Origin of the sequence: Acidovorax sp. A79, from assembly GCF_041154505.1 — a bacterium.
In the GTDB taxonomy this organism is placed as follows: domain Bacteria; phylum Pseudomonadota; class Gammaproteobacteria; order Burkholderiales; family Burkholderiaceae_C; genus Acidovorax.
This window is the reverse complement of record NZ_AP028672.1, coordinates 253,911-271,331: the sequence shown is the minus strand read 5'-3', so window position 1 is coordinate 271,331 and position 17,421 is coordinate 253,911. Positions and strand designations below refer to the sequence as shown.

The following is a 17,421-nucleotide window of genomic DNA, read 5'->3' as shown; positions in this document are numbered from 1 at the left end:
CGCCGCATGAGCGCAACGCTGGTCCGGCTGGCGCACGAGGCCGATCACGGCGCCGTCAGGGCGCTATACCGCGAACTGCGGCCCCAGGACCCTGTGCTGGGCGACGATGCATCGCTGGACAGCTTTCGCGCCGTGTTGCGGTCCCCCAGCGCGCGGCTGGTGGTGGCGCTGCGGCATGGCGAGGTCGGTGCGACCTGCATGCTGGCGCTCGTGCCCAATTTCGCCAGCGCGGGGATGCCCATCGGCGTCGTCGAGCATGTCATCACGGGCGGGCGCTTCCGGCGCCAGGGGCTGGCCCGGGCAGCGCTGGAGTTCGCCCTGGACGCGGCCTGGGCCCTGAACTGCTGCAAGGTTTTCCTGCTGTCGGGCGCGCAGCGCGCGCAGGCCCACCGGCTCTATGAATCCGTGGGCTTCGCGGGCGGCAGGGAACTGGGGTTTGTCAAAAGGAATCCCAGCTTGGGCCACCATGACTGAACAATCAGAACTTTTTTCGGCCGCAGCGCAGACCAGCCAAGCGCAGGCAGCTATCAAAATCAAAGCGCTGCGCGAGCAGCTCCACCGCTGGGCGCACCAGTACTACGTGCTGGACGAGCCCACCGTGCCCGATGCCGAGTACGACCGCGTGTTCCGGGAGCTGCAGGCCCTGGAGACGGCGCACCCCGACCTCATCACGTCCGACTCGCCCACGCAGCGCGTGATCGGGGCGGTGATGGAAGGCCTCACGCCCGTGCGCCACGCGGTGCCCATGCTCAGCATCCACACCGAAACCGACACCGAGGCCACCGGCGCGCAGGCGTTCGATGCGCGCGTGCGGCGCGAGCTGGGCCTGGCGGAATCGGACCCCGCCATCGAGTACGTGGCCGAGCCCAAGTTCGATGGCCTGGCCATGAGCCTGCGCTATGAAAACGGCCGCCTCGCGCAGGCCGCCACGCGGGGCGACGGCGAGGTGGGCGAGGACGTGACGCACAACATCCGGACCATTCGCCAGATACCCCTGACCTTGCCCGAGGGCGTGCCCCCGCTGCTCGAAGTGCGTGGCGAGGTCTACATGCGCCGCGCTGATTTCGATGCGCTCAACGAGCGGCAGCGGGAGCAGGGCGGCAAGACCTTCGTGAACCCGCGCAACGCCGCAGCCGGCGCGGTGCGCCAGCTGGACTCGAACATCACCGCCCAGCGCCCCTTGAGCTTTTTTGCGTATGGCCTGGGCGCCGTCACGCCGCCCGGCGAGGGAGGGCCGGTGTTCCGCACGCACTACGAGATGCTGCAGACCCTGAAGTCATGGGGTTTTCCGGTGGCGGCGCAGGTGCAGATTGCGGCGGGTGCTGCGGAATTGGTAGCATTTCACCAGCAGGTGGGCGGCAGCCGCGATGCGTTGCCCTACGACATCGATGGCGTGGTCTACAAGGTCAACTCGCTGCAGCTGCAGCGCGACCTGGGCTTCAAGACCCGCGAGCCGCGCTGGGCCGTGGCGCACAAGTACCCGGCGCAGGAGATGGCCACCAAGATCGAAGGCATCGACGTGCAGGTGGGCCGCACCGGCAAGATCACGCCCGTCGCGCGCCTCGCGCCCGTGTTCGTGGGAGGCGTCACCGTCACCAACGCCACGCTGCACAACCTGTTCGAGATCCGCAAGAAGGGCGTTCGGGTGGGCGACACCGTCATCGTGCGCCGCGCGGGCGATGTGATTCCCGAAGTCGTGGGCGTGATGCCGGGCAACCGGACCGGCTATGTGCCCAACTTCAAGATGCCCAAGGCCTGCCCCGTCTGCGGCAGCGCCGTGGTGCGCGAAAAGGGCGAGGCCAACCACCGCTGCACGGGCGGCCTGTTCTGCGCCGCGCAGCGCAAGGAGGCCATCCTGCACTTCGCCGCGCGCCGCGCCATGGACATCGAGGGGCTGGGCGACAAGCTGGTGGACCAGCTGGTGGACACCAATGTGATCCGCACGCTGCCCGACCTGTACCGCCTGGGCCTCACCTCCCTCATCGCGCTGGAGCGCATGGCCGAGAAGTCGGCCCAGAACGTGTTGGCCGCGCTCGAAAAATCCAAGCAGACCACCTTGCCGCGTTTTCTGTTCGGCCTGGGCCTGCGCCACGTGGGCGAGGCCACGGCCAAGGACCTGGCGCGGCACTTTGGCACGCTGGACGCCATCATGGACGCCAGCGTGGAGCAGCTGCTGGAGGTGAACGATGTGGGCCCGGTGGTGGCGCAGAGCCTGCACACGTTCTTCCAGCAGCCGCACAACCGCGAGGTGGTCGAGCAGCTGCGCGCCTGCGGCGTGACCTGGCCCGAGGGGCCGGTGGCCGAACGCGCCCCGCAGATCCTTGCCGGCAAGACCGTGGTGCTGACCGGCACCCTGCCGACCTTGAGCCGCGACGCGGCCAAGGACATGCTGGAAGCCGCTGGCGCCAAGGTGGCCGGTTCGGTCAGCAAGAAGACCAGCTATGTGGTGGCGGGCGATGAAGCCGGCAGCAAGCTGGCCAAGGCCCAGGAGCTGGGCGTGCCCGTGCTGGACGAAGCGGGCATGCTGGCGCTGCTGTCGGGCCCGCGCGCCTGAGGCGCTCTCCCCTTACTCCGAGTTCTTGATGCGCACATTGCTGCTTTCCTTCCAGGCCCGCGCCGCGGCCCTGTTCCGCTGGCTGGCCGGCCTGTTTGCCTGGATGCCCCGCCCGCTGCGCCGCGCGCTGCTGTGGTGCGCCCTCGCGCTGCCTGCCGCGGTGCTGGCGTACACCCTGGTCCTGATCCCGTTCACGCCCTCCATCAGCGACATCCGCAAGGCCAAGAGCGAGCTGCCCGCGCAGCTCATGTCGGTGGACGGAAAGCTGCTGGCCGAGTACCGCTGGGCCAATCGCGAATGGGTGGAGCTCGACAAGATTTCTCCGCATGTGGTGAACGCGCTCATCGCCACCGAGGACCACCGCTTCTACGACCACTTCGGCCTGGACTGGAGGCGCACGGTATCGTCGGTGGTGCATACGCTGCGCGGCGCCCCGCAGGGCGGCTCCACCATCACGCAGCAGCTGGCGCGCAACCTGTTTCCGGAGGAGATCGGCCGCTCGCGCGTGTTTCCCCAGGCCCTCACGCGCAAGCTCAAGGAGGCCATCACGGCGGTCAAGATCGAGTTGTCGTATTCCAAGGACGAGATCCTGGAAACCTACCTCAATACCGTGCCCTTCCTGTACAACGCGTTCGGCATCGAGATGGCCGCGCGCACGTACTTCGACAAGTCGGCCGACAAGCTCAATGTGCTGGAGAGCGCCACGCTGATCGGCATGCTCAAGGGCACGGCCTACTACAACCCCGTGCTCAACCCCGAGCGTGCGCAGGCCCGGCGCAACACCGTGCTGTCGCAGATGGTCAAGCGCGGCAAGCTGGAGCAGGCACAGTTCGACACGCTGCAAAAGCGCCCGCTGCGCGTCAACTTCGAGCGCCAGACCGAGGTCATGGGTCCCGCGCCGCACTTTGCGATCCAGCTGCGCAAGCAGCTCATCGACTGGGCCGACAGCAAGGGCTACAGCCTGTATTCGGATGGTCTGGTGATCCGCACCACCATCGACTCGCGCCTGCAGGCCTATGCCAATCAGGCGGTGGCGCGCCAGGGCCGCCAGCTGCAGGGCGTGGCCGATGCCGCCTGGAGCAAGCGCGATGGCTGGGGGCCGCAGAACGAACTGGTGCAGACCCTGGTGCGCGAAAGCAGCGAATACCGCGCCGCGCTGGACAAGGGGGAAGAGCCCGCCGAGGCGCTCAAGGCGCTCCTGGCCGACGACGCCTTCCTGCAGAAGCTGCGCTCCGAGAAAACGCGCGTGCAGGCGGGATTTCTCGCGCAGGATCCCGTCACGGGCCATGTGCTGGCCTGGGTGGGCAGCCGCGACTTCGCCCAGGACCCGTTCGACCACGTGCAGGCGGCCCGGCGCCAGCCCGGCTCCACGTTCAAGCCCTTCGTGTACGGCGCGGCCTTTGCCAAGGGGGCATCGCCCGGCGACACGCTGATGGATGCCGCGGTGGAGATACCGCTGGGCGGTGGCCGCGTGTGGCGCCCCACCGACGGGCGTCCGCCGAGCGACGAGCCCATGACGCTGGCGGATGGACTGGCGCTCTCCAAGAACACCATCACCGCCCAGGTGATGCAGCAGGTCGGCCCCGCACGCGTGGCCGAAGTGGCGCGGGCGCTGGGGGTGCGGCAGTCGCCACTCGAGGAAGTGCCATCGCTGGCGCTGGGCACGAGCCCGGTCACGCTCAAGGAAATGATCTCGGCCTACAGCAGCATCGTGAACCTGGGGCGCTATGTGGAGCCGGTGCTCATCACCAGCATCGAGGACCGCCACGGCAAGGTGCTCGAGACCTTCGCGAAGCCGGTGCCCGAGGCGGTCTTCGAAGGCCGCGCGGCCCAGACGCTGCGCAACACCATGCGCGGCGCGGTGGACAGGGGCACCGCCACCGCGATCCGCTCACGCTATGGCATCCAGGCCGATGTGGCGGGCAAGACCGGCACGACCCAGGACAACACGGATGGCTGGTTCATCCTCATGCATGCCCGCGTGGTGGCGGGGGCCTGGGCGGGCTTCAACGATGGCCGCATCACGCTGCGCAGCGACTACTGGGGGCAGGGCGCCCGCAGCGCGCTGCCCATGGTGGGCGAGTTCATGCAGCAGGCGATCCGGGCCAAGGTGATCGACGGCCAGGAGCGGTTCTTCGATGAGTTCGACACCACCCCACCGCCCCCGCCGGCGGATAGCTCGCTCGGCGTCATGCGCGACTGGATACGCGGGCTGTTTGGCAGCGATACGGCACCGCCAGCACCGGTGCCCTCCGCGCCAGCAGCGTGGCCCCTGGGCCCTGCAGCGCCCCGGCCGCCTGGAGGCCAGGGCCTGCCTCCCGTCACGACCGATCCGGGCTATCCCCCGGCACCCGCCGAAGAGCGCGTGGGCGGCTGAGCACGGCTGCGGGCGGCTCGCGGTCCCGGCCGGGCTGGTCCGGTCACTTTTTGCTGGCGCCAGCCCATGACCGCCGCTAGGATGCGCGGCGATGAAATTGTTACGTGTGCCGTCCCCGGGGGCATTTTCCGCAAATGCGCTTTGCCTGGGGCCGGGCGCTCCCGCCGGGTGCTTTTACGGGCCACCGGAGACCGCCGTGACCCATTTCATTCATCCCTTCACCGCGGTGTGCCTGCAACCGGTCCTGTCGCCCTTGGCAGGGAGCGAAGCTCGCCGCGTCCCGCCCATCGTGCATCCACGACCCACAGAAAATGACTCCAAGACGCTTTCGTTTCTCGCTGCCGAGCTATGCCCTTGCTTGCGGTTTTGCACTGACCCCCTGCCTCGGCGGGGCCGCAGATATCCGGTTGACGCCTCCACCTGGCGGCGCCCTCGTGGTGACCGATTCGGCAACCCAGACCGTGCGTTTTCGCGTGGACGATGCGGGCAGGATCCGGATGCCCGGACTGGCTGGCGCGCCCGCACAAGGCAGCCTGCTCTGTTTTGAAAGCGCAAGCGGCGCGGTGGGAGGCTGCACGGCGGGCGTCGCCACGGGGCCGATGGGGCCCGCAGGGCCTGCCGGAGCGGCAGGCGCCCCAGGAACTCCGGGAGCTCCGGGAGCGGTGGGCCCTGCAGGCGCGGCCGGTCCTGCGGGTGCCACCGGCCCCGTGGGCCCAGCGGGCGCCACGGGGCTGCAAGGGCCTGCAGGTGCGCAGGGGCCCGCGGGGCCTCAAGGGCCCGCAGGCTCCGTCGCGGCGTATGGTGATGGCTCCGCGGGGGCCTATACGGTGTCGATCGCCTCGACCATCGACCTGTCCACGACAGCAGGGTTCAACAGCCTTGGCGGACGGCACCACATGCAGTTTTCCACGATCGACATCGCGGGAGCGATGACGCTTCCCAGCGGGACCGTGCTGCGCGCGACCGGCGACGTGACCATTTCCGGCTCCATCACCGTCCTTGAAGGGTCGCAAGGGGCCAGCAATGTCACGCCACACCCCGGTATTGCGCTGTCGTCACCCGGGACACCCCAAGGCGGTATCGGACTGCCAGCACTCTCTGCCGCGCGGCTCTTGAAACCGCCAGCCGCGGCGGGTGGGGCGGGTAGCCGGCCGAACGCGCAGGACACGGGTGGAGGCGGGGGCGGATCACTTGTGATCCTTGCCGGGGGCAATGTGACCGTCACCGCATCGGGCGTGATCAAGGCCAATGGCGGCAACGGGCAGAACGCCATGACCCCGGGCGCGGACGCAGCCGGGGCCGGTGGCGGGGCTGGAGGCGTGATCGTCATCGCGGCCGGCGGCGACATCACGGTGGCGGGCGCACTGTTGGCCAATGGCGGGCATGGCGGAAATGGCTTCAACGGCAACCTTGGCAACGCGGTGGGCGCGGGCGCGGGAGGTGGTGGTGGGGGCGGCATCATCCACCTGGTGGCGTCCTCCACGCCCGTGGTCACGGGATCGCTGCTGGTCAATGGCGGCGCGATGGGTCTGGACGATTTCTCGGGGGGATCGTCCCTTGCTGGAGGGGGCGGCGGGGCCAGCGGCGGAAACGGCGGTAGCGCGGGCGTGGTGAATGCTTCGGTGGTTCAGCCGGCGCAGGCGGGCTTCAGCGGCCGCTCCATCCTCACCACCTTTCCTGCACCCTGGAACCTGTTTCTCCACTGAGGCAGGGTCGGCACGTCCGGCGGACCGGGGGCACGTACCCCCCGGGCTGGGCCGTCCAGGGGCCGGGCGCTATTCGATATCGATGCAGTGCAGCCCGAAGCTGCCCGCCTTGCGGTCGGCAAAAAACGCTTCCAGCGTTTCCTTGACGGTACGGAAGGCGATCTCGTCCCAGGGCACCTCGTCTTCGGTGAAGAGCCGCGCCTCGATGGTTTCATACCCGGGGTTGAACTGGTCGCTGAGCAGGTGGGCCCTGTAGAACAGGTGCACCTGCCCCACACGGCGCACATTGAGCAGGCTGAACAGCGGGCCCATCTCGATCTGTGCGCCGGCTTCCTCGTCCGTCTCGCGCGCAGCGCCCTGGGCCGTGGTTTCGTCCAGTTCCATGAAGCCCGCCGGCAGCGTCCACTTGCCCCAGCGCGGTTCGATGTTGCGTTTGCACAGCAGCACGCGTCCATCGGGCAGGGTCGGCACGGTGCCCACCACGTTGAGCGGGTTCTCGTAGTGCACCGTGCTGCAGGTGGGGCACACCGCGCGCTGCTTGGTGTCGCCGTCGTCCGGCAGGCGGTAGACCACGGCGGTGCCACAGGCGCGGCAGTGTTTGATGGGGCTGCGGAAGGTCATCGGGGTTTTGATTCAAATAGGCTGCTGGTGCTTGTTCCATCAGCGCTGGCAGCTATGAAAAAGATAGCTTTTGGCTGCGCGCCGGGGCCTGTGCGCCAGGTGGCCCAGGCCGCGGGGCGTCACACCACGCTCAGCCGCAGCGTGCCCAGGCCGTCCACGCCGCCCTCGAGCACGTCGCCGCGCACCACGGCGCCCACGCCTTCGGGCGTGCCGGTGTAGATCAGATCGCCGGGCTGCAGCTCCCATGCGGCCGACAGGTGCTCGATGGTCTCGGCGATGTTCCAGATGAGCTGGGCCACGGTGCTGCGCTGGCGGTCCGCGCCGTTGACCTGCAGCCAGATGCCGGCCTTCTCCACGTCACCGGCCTGCGCGGCGGGCGTGATGGGGCCGATGGGCGCGCTCGCGTCGAAGCCCTTGCCGATGCACCAGGGGCGGCCCTGTTTCTTCATGTCGTTCTGCAGGTCGCGGCGCGTCATGTCCAGGCCCACGGCGTAGCCGTAGATGTGGGTGAGCGCATCGGCGGCCTGGATGTTCTTCCCGCCCTTGCCAATGGCCACGACCAGTTCGATCTCATGGTGCAGGTTGGCCGTGAGGCTGGGGTAGGGCAGCTGGCCCGTCTCGCCCGCATTCACCACCACGATGGCATCGGCCGGCTTCATGAAGAAAAACGGCGGCTCGCGGCCGGTGAAGCCCATTTCCTTGGCGTGTTCTTCGTAGTTGCGGCCCACGCAGTAGATGCGGTGCACGGGGAACCGGTCGGCGCTGCCGGCCACGGGCACGCTGGCCACCGGTGCGGGAGAAAACACGTAGCTCATGTCTGCCTTTCTTCTTGTCTCTGGGTGCGATGGAACGGGTGCGGGCCTGGCGTGCGGGCGGGTTGCCCTGCGGGCCGGGCCGAAGTGTGGCAGTGTGCCATGGGTGCGGGCGTCTTGCTGTGGGACGCTACACTCGCGCCCATGGCAAAGAGCTTCGATTTCCACAACACGCCAGGCCACCTGGTGCGCCGTGCCCACCAGCGTACCGTGGCGCTTTTCATGGAGGAGACAGCGGGGTTTGACGTGACGCCCGTGCAGTTCGCCATCCTGCATGAACTGCTGGCCCGGCCCGGGGAAGACCAGGTCACCTTGGCATCCCGCGTGGCGTTCGACGCGGCCACCTCGGGGTCGGTGATCGGGCGCCTGGAAAAGCGCGGCTGGATTCGCCGCGAACCCGACACCCGCGACCGCCGCCGCAAGCTGCTGTGGATCACCCCGGAAGGCGAAGTGGCGGCCCTGCAGATGCGCGATGCCGCCCAGCGCGTGCAGGAGCGTCTGATGGCGCCCCTCAACGCGCAGGAGCGCGGCGACCTGATGGTGCTGCTCACCAAGGTCGTCTACAACCACCAGGACCCGGCCGGCGCCTCGGGCGCATGACGCCGGCCCCGCCGGGCCGTGGCAGGGCTTGCGGGACGCACCGTACAACCGCCGCTCTCCACGGCACGCACGCCCACCTATCCATCGAAGCAATCCCCATCCCCATCCCCATGCAGCTGTACAACTACTTCCGCTCCTCGGCCTCGTTTCGCGTCCGCATCGCGCTGCAGATCAAGGGCCTGGCCTACGACTACATTCCCGTGCACCTCGTGAAGGGCGAGCACCAGCAGCCTGCCTACGCGACCCTCGCCGCCGATGCCCTGGTGCCCACGCTGGTGACCGATGGCGGAGAGGCATTGTCGCAATCGATGGCCATCATCGAATACCTGGACGAGACCCATCCCACACCCGCCCTGATGCCCGCCACGGCCCTGGACCGGGCGCGCGTGCGGGCGCTGGCGCAGATGGTGGCGTGCGAGATCCACCCGATCAACAACCTGCGCGTGCTCAAGTACCTGGTGCGGGAGCTGAAGGTGGATGAAGCCGCCAAGAACGCGTGGTACCACCACTGGCTGCGCAGCGGGCTCGAGGCCTTCGAGCGGCAGCTGGTGCTGCTCTCGCAGGAGCGCGCGGCCCAGGGGCTGGCGCCCTCGGTGCTGTGCTGGGGCGGCACCCCCACGCTGGCCGACTGCTGCCTGGTGCCGCAGATCTTCAACGCCCAGCGTTTCAAGGTCGACCTGGGCGGCCTGCCGCTCACGATGGGCGCGTTCGACGCCTGCATGGGGCTGCCCGCATTCCAGAAGGCCCAGCCTTCCGCCTGTCCGGACAACGAAGCTTGACCCTTCGCACGCACTCCCTGCAGGCCACCGACTGGCTGGTGCCGGACTGGCCCTTGCCGCCTGGCGTGCATGCGCTGTGCACCACCCGCACGGGTGGCGTGAGCCTGCCCCCTTATGACAGCCTGAACCTGGGCACGCATGTGGGGGACGACCCCGCCGCTGTCCGCGCTAACCGCCTTCGGCTTCAGTCCGCCCTCGAAGGAGTGACAGCGGGCACGCGGCCCGTGTTTCTGAGCCAGGTGCATGGCGATGGCGTGGCGCAGCTCGACGGCGGCACGCCCGACGGCATCGAGGCCGACGCCTGCGTGGCGGCGGTTCCCGCGGTCGCCTGCACCATCATGGTGGCCGACTGCCTGCCGGTGCTGTTCGCCCACCGCTCAGGCCGGGCCGTGGCGGCGGCCCATGCGGGATGGCGCGGGCTCGCGGGGGTGGACGGGCAGGGGGTGCTGGAATCGGTTTTCAAGCGATTTGTCGCGCTGGCCCAGGCGGATCAAGCGCACGACGCTATAAAAATTGAAGCAATCCTGCCCTTGCAAGGGGTGGCCCAGGACACGCTGGCCTGGCTGGGGCCCTGCATCGGCCCGCAGGCGTTCGAGGTGGGTCCCGAGGTGCGGGCGGCTTTTTGCGACACCGCCCCGGCCTTGCAGGATTGCTTCGCGCCCAGCGGCCACGCCAGCGGCAAGTACCTGTGCGATCTGGCGGGCCTCGCGCGGCGGCGGCTGCAGGCGCTCGGAATCACCCATGTCCACGGCAATGACGGAACACCGCCATGGTGCACCGTCACGAACGCATCAAGGTTCTTTTCCCACCGGCGCGACAGCGCTGCCTTGGGCGGCAGCGGGCGCTTCGCTGCCTGCATCTGGCGCGGCTGAGGAACCGGGGCCGCCAGCCCCGCGGGCCGCCGCGGCCTGCTCCGCGGCTTCACGCGCCTTGATCGTGCGCTTGCGCGAAGGCGTGCCCAGGATGTACACCAGAATGCCCATGGGCAGCAGCCCATACAGCGCGAACGTGATCACGGCGCCCAGCAGCGTCCCGGTGGGGCTGGTGGCTTCGGCCACCGCCATCATGAGGGTGACGTAGGTCCAGGCGATGACGATGAGGTACATTGGTTTATGTTCGCTGCAAGCGTTGAATCCGTTGCCATGCTGAAGTGGGTCGGCAACAATGAACCCGAGACACAAAAAACAAGAAGCCCTGCCGCTGCGAGCGACCAATCACTGAGGAAAGAGCATGAATTCTGAATCACCATGGGCCGAGAGCGCCCAGCAGTTCCAGCAGATTTTCGGGCAAAGCTGGTCACAGGCACTGCAGTCGTTCCAGAAGCTGGACCTTGGTACGCAGGTACCCGCCACCCCCCCTCTGAAGTTTTCACCCAGCAAGCTGCAGGCGCTGCAGCAGCAGTACCTGAAGGAAGCGCAGGAACTGTGGGCCCAGGGCCTGCAGGGCGCGCCCGAGGTCAAGGACCGCCGCTTCTCCGGCGAGGGCTGGGCCAGCAACCCCGTCGCGGCCTTCTCGGCCGCCGCCTACCTGCTCAATGCGCGCACCCTGATGGGCCTGGCCGAGGCGGTGGAGTCCGACGAAAAAACCAAGGCCCGCATCCGTTTCGGCGTGGAGCAATGGATGGCCGCCATGGCGCCGAGCAACTTCCTGGCCTTCAACGCCGAGGCACAGAAGAAGGCCATCGAAACCAAGGGCGAGAGCATTGCCAAGGGCATGCAGAACCTGCTGCACGACATCACACAGGGTCATGTGTCGATGACCGACGAAAGCCTGTTCGAGGTGGGCCGCAACGTGGCCACCACCGAGGGCGCCGTGGTGTATGAGAACGAGCTGTTCCAGCTGCTCGAATACAAGCCGCTCACCGCCAAGGTCTATGAGCGCCCCTTCCTGCTGGTGCCGCCGTGCATCAACAAGTTCTACATCCTCGACCTGCAGCCCGAGAATTCGCTGATCCGCTACGCCGTCGAACAAGGCCATCGCACCTTTGTCGTGAGCTGGCGCAACCCCGGCGATGCCCTGGCCCACAAGACCTGGGACGACTATGTGGAAGACGGCGCGATGGCGGCCATCGACGTGGTGCGGAACATCACCGGCGCCGAACAGATCAACGCGCTGGGCTTCTGCGTGGGCGGCACCATCCTGAGCAATGCGCTGGCCGTGCTGGCGGCGCGGGGCGACGAGCCCGTGGCCAGCGCCACGTTCCTCACCACCCTGATCGACTTCACGGACACCGGCATTCTGGATGTGTTCATCGACGAGGCGTTCGTGAAGTTCCGCGAGATGCAGATGGGGCAGGGCGGGCTGATGAAGGGGCAGGACCTGGCATCGACCTTCAGCTTCCTGCGTCCCAACGATCTGGTGTGGAACTACGTGGTGGGCAACTACCTCAAGGGCGAGACGCCGCCGCCGTTCGATCTCCTGTACTGGAACAGCGACAGCACCAACCTGCCCGGGCCGTTCTACGCGTGGTACCTGCGCAATTTCTACCTGGAGAACAACCTGGTCAAGCCCGGCAGGCTCACCGTGTGCGGCGAGAAGATGGACCTTGGAAACCTCACGCTGCCGGTGTACATCTACGGCTCGCGCGAAGACCACATCGTGCCCATCAACGCCGCCTATGCATCCACCCAGGTGCTGCCTGGCAAGAAGCGCTTCGTGATGGGGGCCTCGGGCCACATCGCAGGCGTCATCAACCCCCCCGCCAAGGGCAAGCGCAGCCACTGGATCCGCGCGGACGGCAAGCTGCCCGCCACGCTGGACTCGTGGCTGGAGGGCGCGACCGAACACCCCGGCAGCTGGTGGACCGATTGGTCCGGATGGCTCAAGGGCCATGCCGGCAAGCAGATCGCGGCCCCCAAGGCCTACGGCAAGGGCACGAAATTCAGAGCCACCGAGCCGGCACCGGGCAGCTACGTCAAGCAGAAGGCGTGACATGCGCAAGCCCCTGGGTCGCCTCTGGCCTGCATTGCCGATCAGGGACGGCGGCGCCGCCCCGCATTGCGGCCCCTGTCTGGCGCCCCGCGCCGGGGCAGCGCCGGCACCGGCGGATACGCAAAAGCACTGATCCGCGGCGCTGCGAGAATTACCAAGCAACAACCCCCAACCACAAGGACATTCCATGGAAGACATCGTCATCGTTTCGGCCGCCCGCACCGCCGTGGGCAAGTTTGGTGGCGCACTGGCCAAGACGCCCGCGACCGAGTTGGGCGCCATCGTGATACGCGAAGCCATCGCGCGCGCGGGCCTCTCGTCCGACCAGATTGGTGAAGTCATCATGGGCCAGGTGCTGACCGCGGGCGTGGGCCAGAACCCGGCGCGCCAGGCCTCCATGAAGGCCGGTGTGGCCAAGGAGACCCCCGCGCTCACCATCAACGCCGTGTGCGGCTCGGGCCTCAAGGCCGTGATGCTGGCGGCGCAGGCCGTGGCATGGGGCGACAGCGAGATCGTCGTGGCCGGCGGGCAGGAGAGCATGAGCCTGTCGCCCCACGTGCTCAACGGTTCGCGCGACGGCCAGCGCATGGGCGACTGGAAGATGGTCGACTCGATGATCGTCGATGGCCTGTGGGACGTCTACAACCAGTACCACATGGGCATCACGGCCGAGAACGTGGCCAAGCAGTACGGCATCACCCGCGACATGCAGGACGCCCTGGCGCTGGCGAGCCAGCAAAAGGCCGCTGCCGCGCAGGATGCCGGCAGGTTCGCTGACGAAATCGTGGGCGTGAGCCTGCCGCAGAAGAAAGGCGACCCCATCGTCTTCAATGCCGACGAATACCTCAACCGCAAGACCAATGCCGAAGCGCTGGCCGGCCTGCGCCCCGCGTTCGACAAGGCAGGGAGCGTGACGGCGGGCAATGCCTCGGGTCTCAATGACGGCGCGGCCGCCGTGGTCGTGATGAGCGCCAAGAAGGCCGCCGCCCTGGGCCTCAAGCCCCTGGCACGTATCGCGGCCTTCGGCACCAGCGGCCTGGACCCCGCCACCATGGGCATGGGCCCTGTGCCTGCATCGCGCAAGGCGCTGCAGCGCGCGGGCTGGAGTGCCGCGGATGTGGACCTGTTCGAACTCAACGAAGCCTTTGCCGCCCAGGCCTGTGCCGTGAACAAGGAGCTGGCCATCGATCCGGCCAAGGTCAATGTGAATGGCGGCGCCATCGCCATCGGCCACCCCATCGGCGCGTCCGGCTGCCGCATCCTCGTGACGCTGCTGCATGAAATGCAGCGCCGCGACGCCAAGAAGGGGCTCGCCGCGCTGTGCATTGGCGGAGGCATGGGCGTATCGCTCGCGGTGGAGCGCTGAGGCGCCAGGGGGGGCGCGGCAGTCCATGCCGCGCAACCTCCACCGATCCCGGGCCGAGGCCGCGTTCGCGCGGCTTTTTTTATTTCCGGACGCTAGTCAGGCTGCGGTCCGCATGCCGGTATGGCCGTGGACCTTTTTTGTATCAAGGCGTGGCAGCGCGCGCCGAATTCAGGGCGTCCTGGCCGCGGTGCAGGCCAATCTGTCAAAAAGGAAAGGGCTTCAGTGTTTTCCTTCACGGCAGTGTCCGATTTCTTGGGTAGAGTGGACGCTGAAGGCATCACCAATCAACAAGGAGAAATCACATGAGCCAGAAAGTTGCATACGTCACCGGCGGCATGGGCGGCATCGGAACCGCCATTTGCCAGCGCCTGCACAAGGAGGGCTTCAAGGTCATTGCCGGTTGCGGACCGACCCGCGACCATGCCAAGTGGCTGGGTGAGCAAAAGGCCCTGGGCTACACCTTCCATGCGTCAGTGGGCAATGTGGGCGATTGGGATTCCACGGTCGAGGCCTTCGGCAAGACCAAGGCGGAACACGGCAACATCGACGTGCTGGTGAACAACGCGGGCATCACGCGCGACCGCATGTTCCTCAAGATGTCGCGCGAAGACTGGGATGCGGTGATCGAGACCAACTTGAACAGCATGTTCAACGTCACCAAGCAAGTGGTGGCCGACATGGTGGAAAAGGGCTGGGGCCGCATCATCAACATCAGCTCGGTCAATGGCGAGAAGGGCCAGGCAGGCCAGACGAACTATTCGGCCGCCAAGGCGGGCATGCATGGGTTTTCGATGGCCCTTGCGCAGGAACTGGCCACCAAGGGCGTGACGGTCAACACCGTGAGCCCTGGCTACATCGGCACGGACATGGTCAAGGCGATCCGCCCTGACGTGCTCGAAAAGATCGTGGCGACCGTTCCCGTCAAGCGCCTGGGCGAACCCAGCGAAATCGCATCGATCATTGCCTGGCTGGCATCGGAAGAAGGGGGCTATGCCACCGGGGCTGACTTCTCGGTCAATGGCGGCTTGCACATGGGCTGATGGCCTGGGCCCGCTGTTTGCCGCAAAGAACAAAAACCCCGCAGTGCGGGGTTTTTTGTTGGGGAGGAGCAAGAGGGAAGGACTGCCGGGCGTCTTGCCTCGATGGGGCTATGAAATGCGCCACCCGGTGCAAGCATGGCCCACACGTTGGTATGGTTCGTGCTTCATGGTGGTGGCTGGCATTTGAGGGCCTTCGGGCGGGAAACGCTGGCTGCGGCGCCTTCAGAGGCGGGCGGGAGCGCGCTTGCGGTCGCGTTCGTCTTCGGGCCAGGCGGACAAGATTGCGGTGGTATTCATGCTGAAAACTCCTGTGATGTACCAACAACGCAGCCAATCCACAGTCCGTTGACAGCGTTTCGCAAAAAAATGCAACCGCCAGTGCCCGTCTGTTTACAATGTAAATCGCTATCAAAAGTGAAGCACTAAATGCTTTCCAGATATGCGCCAACGCCAAAAAATAGAGTCTTTTGGCTTACATGGATTTACATTTTCAACCCGCTGCCGACGCCGACATTTCTTCCAGGGCCGAAGAAATTTCCAGCCAACGCTCCTCCAGTCTGGCTGTCTCTTCGTTCCCTGCCTTGAGGTTGCGGCCACACTCGGCGATCTCCGCCGGCGCAAGGGCCTGGGTGAGCTTGTGCTCCAGCGCGGCCCGCTCGGTGGACAGGGCGGCCAGGCGCTTGTCGATTTGCTCCAGCTCTTTTTTCAGGGGCCGGGTTTTTTCCGCCTGCTGCTGACGCACCTGGGCATCGAGCTTGCGCTGTTCCCGTCCATCCCGCGAAGGGGAGGGGGCGGCGGCCGGTGTGGGGGCCGGGGCGGTCGCGGGGGTGGGATGTGCCACCGCTGGCGAAGGTGCCACGGCGGCTGGGGGTGGTGTCTGGCTCGCCGCTGAGGATGTCTGCGCCTGCTCGGCCAGGCGGGCCTCCTCGCGCAGGCGTTTGGATTCCTCGAGCAGGTAGCGCTGGTAGTCGTCCAGATCGCCGTCAAAAGGCCCCACGACGCCCCGGCCCACCATCCAGAAGTCCTCGCAGACCGAGCGCAGCAGCGCGCGGTCGTGGCTGACCAGCATGACCGTGCCATCGAAGTCGTTGAGCGCCATGGCCAGGGCTTCGCGGGTTGCCAGGTCGAGGTGATTGGTGGGCTCGTCCAGCAACAGCAGATTGGGGCGCTGCCAGACGATCATCGCCAGCACCAGCCGCGCCTTTTCGCCGCCGCTCATGGTGCCCACGGCCTGCTTGACCATGTCGCCTGTGAAGTTGAACGTGCCCAGGTAGCTGCGCAGGTCCTGTTCGCGACTCGGTTGCTTGATATCGGGCCCCAGCTCCTTGGCCAGGCGGATCATGTGCTCCAGCGGGTTCTCCGCGGGGCGCAGCACGTCCAGTTCCTGCTGGGCGAAGTAGCCGATGTTCAGTCCCTTGCCCTCGGTCACGCTGCCGCCCAGGGGTTTCATGGTGCGGGCGATGGTCTTGACCAGGGTGGATTTGCCCTGGCCGTTGGCGCCCAGGATGCCGATGCGCTGGCCCGCCAGCACCGAGCGGTTCACGCCCCTGAGAATGGTGGTGGCCGCGCCCTCGTCATCCACATAGCCGAACGATGCGTCGCTGATCGCCAGCATCGGATTGGGCAGGTTGGCCGGCTCCTTGAACTCGAACGTGAAGTCCGCTTCGGCCAGCACTGGCCCGATCTTCTCCATGCGTTCGAGTTGCTTGACGCGGCTTTGCGCCTGCTTGGCCTTGCTGGCCTTTGCCTTGAAGCGGTCGATGAACTTCTGCAGGTGGGCCATCTTCTCCTGCTGCTTGGCAAAGCTGGCCTGTTGCAGTTCGAGTTGCTGGGCGCGCAATTCCTCGAACTTGCTGTAGTTGCCGCCGTAGCGGTTCAACTCGCCTTGCTGGATCTGCAGGGTGACGTTGGTGATGGCGTCGAGGAACTCCCGGTCGTGGCTGATCACGATCATGGTGCCCGCATAGCGCTTGAGCCAGGCTTCCAGCCAGACCAGCGCGTCCAGGTCCAAGTGGTTGGTGGGTTCGTCCAGCAGCAGCAGGTCGCTGGGGCACATCAGGGCCCGCGCCAGCTGCAGGCGCATGCGCCAGCCGCCCGAAAAGCTGTTGACCGGCTGCTCCAGCTCGCTCACGCGAAAGCCCAGGCCCAGGATCAGCGCCTGGGCGCGCGCCACGGCGTCGTGTGCGCCGGCGTCGTGCAGGTCGGAATACGCATGGGCAATGGCCATGCCGTCGTCGCTGGCCTCGGCCTCCACCAGCTGCTGCTGGACCTCGGCCAGCCGCGTATCGCCTTCCAGCACGAACTCGGTCGCGGACTGGTCCGTCTCGGGCATGTTCTGCGCGACTTCGGCCATGCGCCAGCTCGCGGGGATGTAGAAGTCTCCACCGTCTTCATGGAGCTTGCCGCTGAGCAGGGCGAACAGGCTGGACTTGCCCGCGCCGTTGCGGCCCACGAGTCCGACGTTCTCGCCGGGGTTGATGGTGGCGGAAACGCTGTCGAGCACGACTTTGGCGCCGCGTCGCAAGGTAACGTTCTTGAGGGTGATCATCCGGAGTTCACAAAAAGGCGCACCCGCGCTGGGCGGGTGGCATGAAAAAGCAGGGGGCCAGCGCTGCTGCAATCGGTGCAGCCGATG

General features: G+C 67.1%; 14 protein-coding genes. 10 read left to right on the top strand and 4 right to left on the bottom strand.

Features of this window, described 5'->3' with window-relative positions; all coding sequences use genetic code 11:
- Positions 1–6 precede the first annotated feature (6 nt).
- The 4 genes from ACAM51_RS01225 (at position 7) to ACAM51_RS01210 (ending at position 6,637) form a co-directional block, all read left to right on the top strand.
- On the top strand, positions 7–474 hold the full coding sequence (locus ACAM51_RS01225; RefSeq protein WP_218294947.1) for a GNAT family N-acetyltransferase: 468 nt from the start codon (positions 7–9) through the stop codon (positions 472–474).
- Positions 467–2,554, top strand: coding sequence for an NAD-dependent DNA ligase LigA (gene ligA, locus ACAM51_RS01220; protein WP_218338542.1), 2,088 nt, complete (start codon positions 467–469; stop codon positions 2,552–2,554). Before ACAM51_RS01225 ends, ligA begins: the two co-directional genes overlap by 8 nt.
- Before the next feature lie 28 nt (positions 2,555–2,582).
- Positions 2,583–4,931: a penicillin-binding protein 1A gene (locus ACAM51_RS01215; RefSeq protein ID WP_369642493.1), complete on the top strand. Its 2,349-nt coding sequence runs from the start codon at positions 2,583–2,585 to the stop codon at positions 4,929–4,931.
- Positions 4,932–5,758: 827 nt separating this feature from the next.
- The gene (locus tag ACAM51_RS01210) at positions 5,759–6,637 is read left to right on the top strand and encodes a hypothetical protein (RefSeq protein WP_369642492.1); all 879 of its coding nucleotides are present in this window, start codon (positions 5,759–5,761) and stop codon (positions 6,635–6,637) included.
- 69 nt (positions 6,638–6,706) lie between these two features.
- On the opposite strand, the gene ACAM51_RS01205 is transcribed toward ACAM51_RS01210, so the two are convergent.
- Both ACAM51_RS01205 and ACAM51_RS01200 read right to left on the bottom strand, forming a co-directional pair.
- A complete protein-coding gene (locus ACAM51_RS01205; protein ID WP_218294951.1) occupies positions 6,707–7,258 on the bottom strand; it encodes an NUDIX hydrolase in 552 nt (183 codons plus the stop codon).
- A 119-nt stretch (positions 7,259–7,377) separates the two neighbouring features.
- Positions 7,378–8,073: a fumarylacetoacetate hydrolase family protein gene (locus ACAM51_RS01200; RefSeq protein ID WP_218294952.1), complete on the bottom strand. Its 696-nt coding sequence runs from the start codon at positions 8,071–8,073 to the stop codon at positions 7,378–7,380.
- Positions 8,074–8,214: 141 nt separating this feature from the next.
- Here ACAM51_RS01200 and ACAM51_RS01195 point away from each other — a divergent pair, with 141 nt between their 5' ends.
- From ACAM51_RS01195 to ACAM51_RS01185, 3 genes are all read left to right on the top strand, one after another.
- Positions 8,215–8,670, top strand: coding sequence for a MarR family winged helix-turn-helix transcriptional regulator (locus tag ACAM51_RS01195; protein WP_218294953.1), 456 nt, complete (start codon positions 8,215–8,217; stop codon positions 8,668–8,670).
- 110 nt (positions 8,671–8,780) lie between these two features.
- Positions 8,781–9,449: a maleylacetoacetate isomerase gene (gene maiA, locus ACAM51_RS01190; protein ID WP_369642491.1), complete on the top strand. Its 669-nt coding sequence runs from the start codon at positions 8,781–8,783 to the stop codon at positions 9,447–9,449.
- The gene (locus tag ACAM51_RS01185) at positions 9,446–10,321 is read left to right on the top strand and encodes a polyphenol oxidase family protein (protein ID WP_369642490.1); all 876 of its coding nucleotides are present in this window, start codon (positions 9,446–9,448) and stop codon (positions 10,319–10,321) included. The genes maiA and ACAM51_RS01185 overlap by 4 nt, the downstream gene beginning before the upstream one ends.
- On the opposite strand, the gene ACAM51_RS01180 is transcribed toward ACAM51_RS01185, so the two are convergent.
- Positions 10,241–10,555 (bottom strand): hypothetical protein, encoded by a 315-nt coding sequence (locus tag ACAM51_RS01180; protein ID WP_369642489.1) that lies wholly within the window; start codon positions 10,553–10,555, stop codon positions 10,241–10,243. The genes ACAM51_RS01185 and ACAM51_RS01180 overlap by 81 nt on opposite strands.
- Before the next feature lie 124 nt (positions 10,556–10,679).
- On the opposite strand from ACAM51_RS01180, the gene ACAM51_RS01175 reads away from it, so the two are divergent.
- The 3 genes from ACAM51_RS01175 (at position 10,680) to phbB (ending at position 14,786) form a co-directional block, all read left to right on the top strand.
- Complete coding sequence (locus tag ACAM51_RS01175; RefSeq protein WP_369642488.1) at positions 10,680–12,380, top strand: PHA/PHB synthase family protein; 1,701 nt, start codon at positions 10,680–10,682, stop codon at positions 12,378–12,380.
- Between the two features lie 187 nt (positions 12,381–12,567).
- Positions 12,568–13,746 (top strand): acetyl-CoA C-acetyltransferase, encoded by a 1,179-nt coding sequence (locus tag ACAM51_RS01170; RefSeq protein ID WP_218294958.1) that lies wholly within the window; start codon positions 12,568–12,570, stop codon positions 13,744–13,746.
- A gap of 302 nt (positions 13,747–14,048) precedes the next feature.
- On the top strand, positions 14,049–14,786 hold the full coding sequence (gene phbB / locus ACAM51_RS01165; RefSeq protein WP_218294959.1) for an acetoacetyl-CoA reductase: 738 nt from the start codon (positions 14,049–14,051) through the stop codon (positions 14,784–14,786).
- Between the two features lie 490 nt (positions 14,787–15,276).
- Here phbB and ACAM51_RS01160 read toward each other — a convergent pair whose 3' ends face one another.
- The gene (locus tag ACAM51_RS01160) at positions 15,277–17,334 is read right to left on the bottom strand and encodes an ABC-F family ATP-binding cassette domain-containing protein (protein ID WP_369642487.1); all 2,058 of its coding nucleotides are present in this window, start codon (positions 17,332–17,334) and stop codon (positions 15,277–15,279) included.
- Positions 17,335–17,421 lie beyond the last annotated feature (87 nt).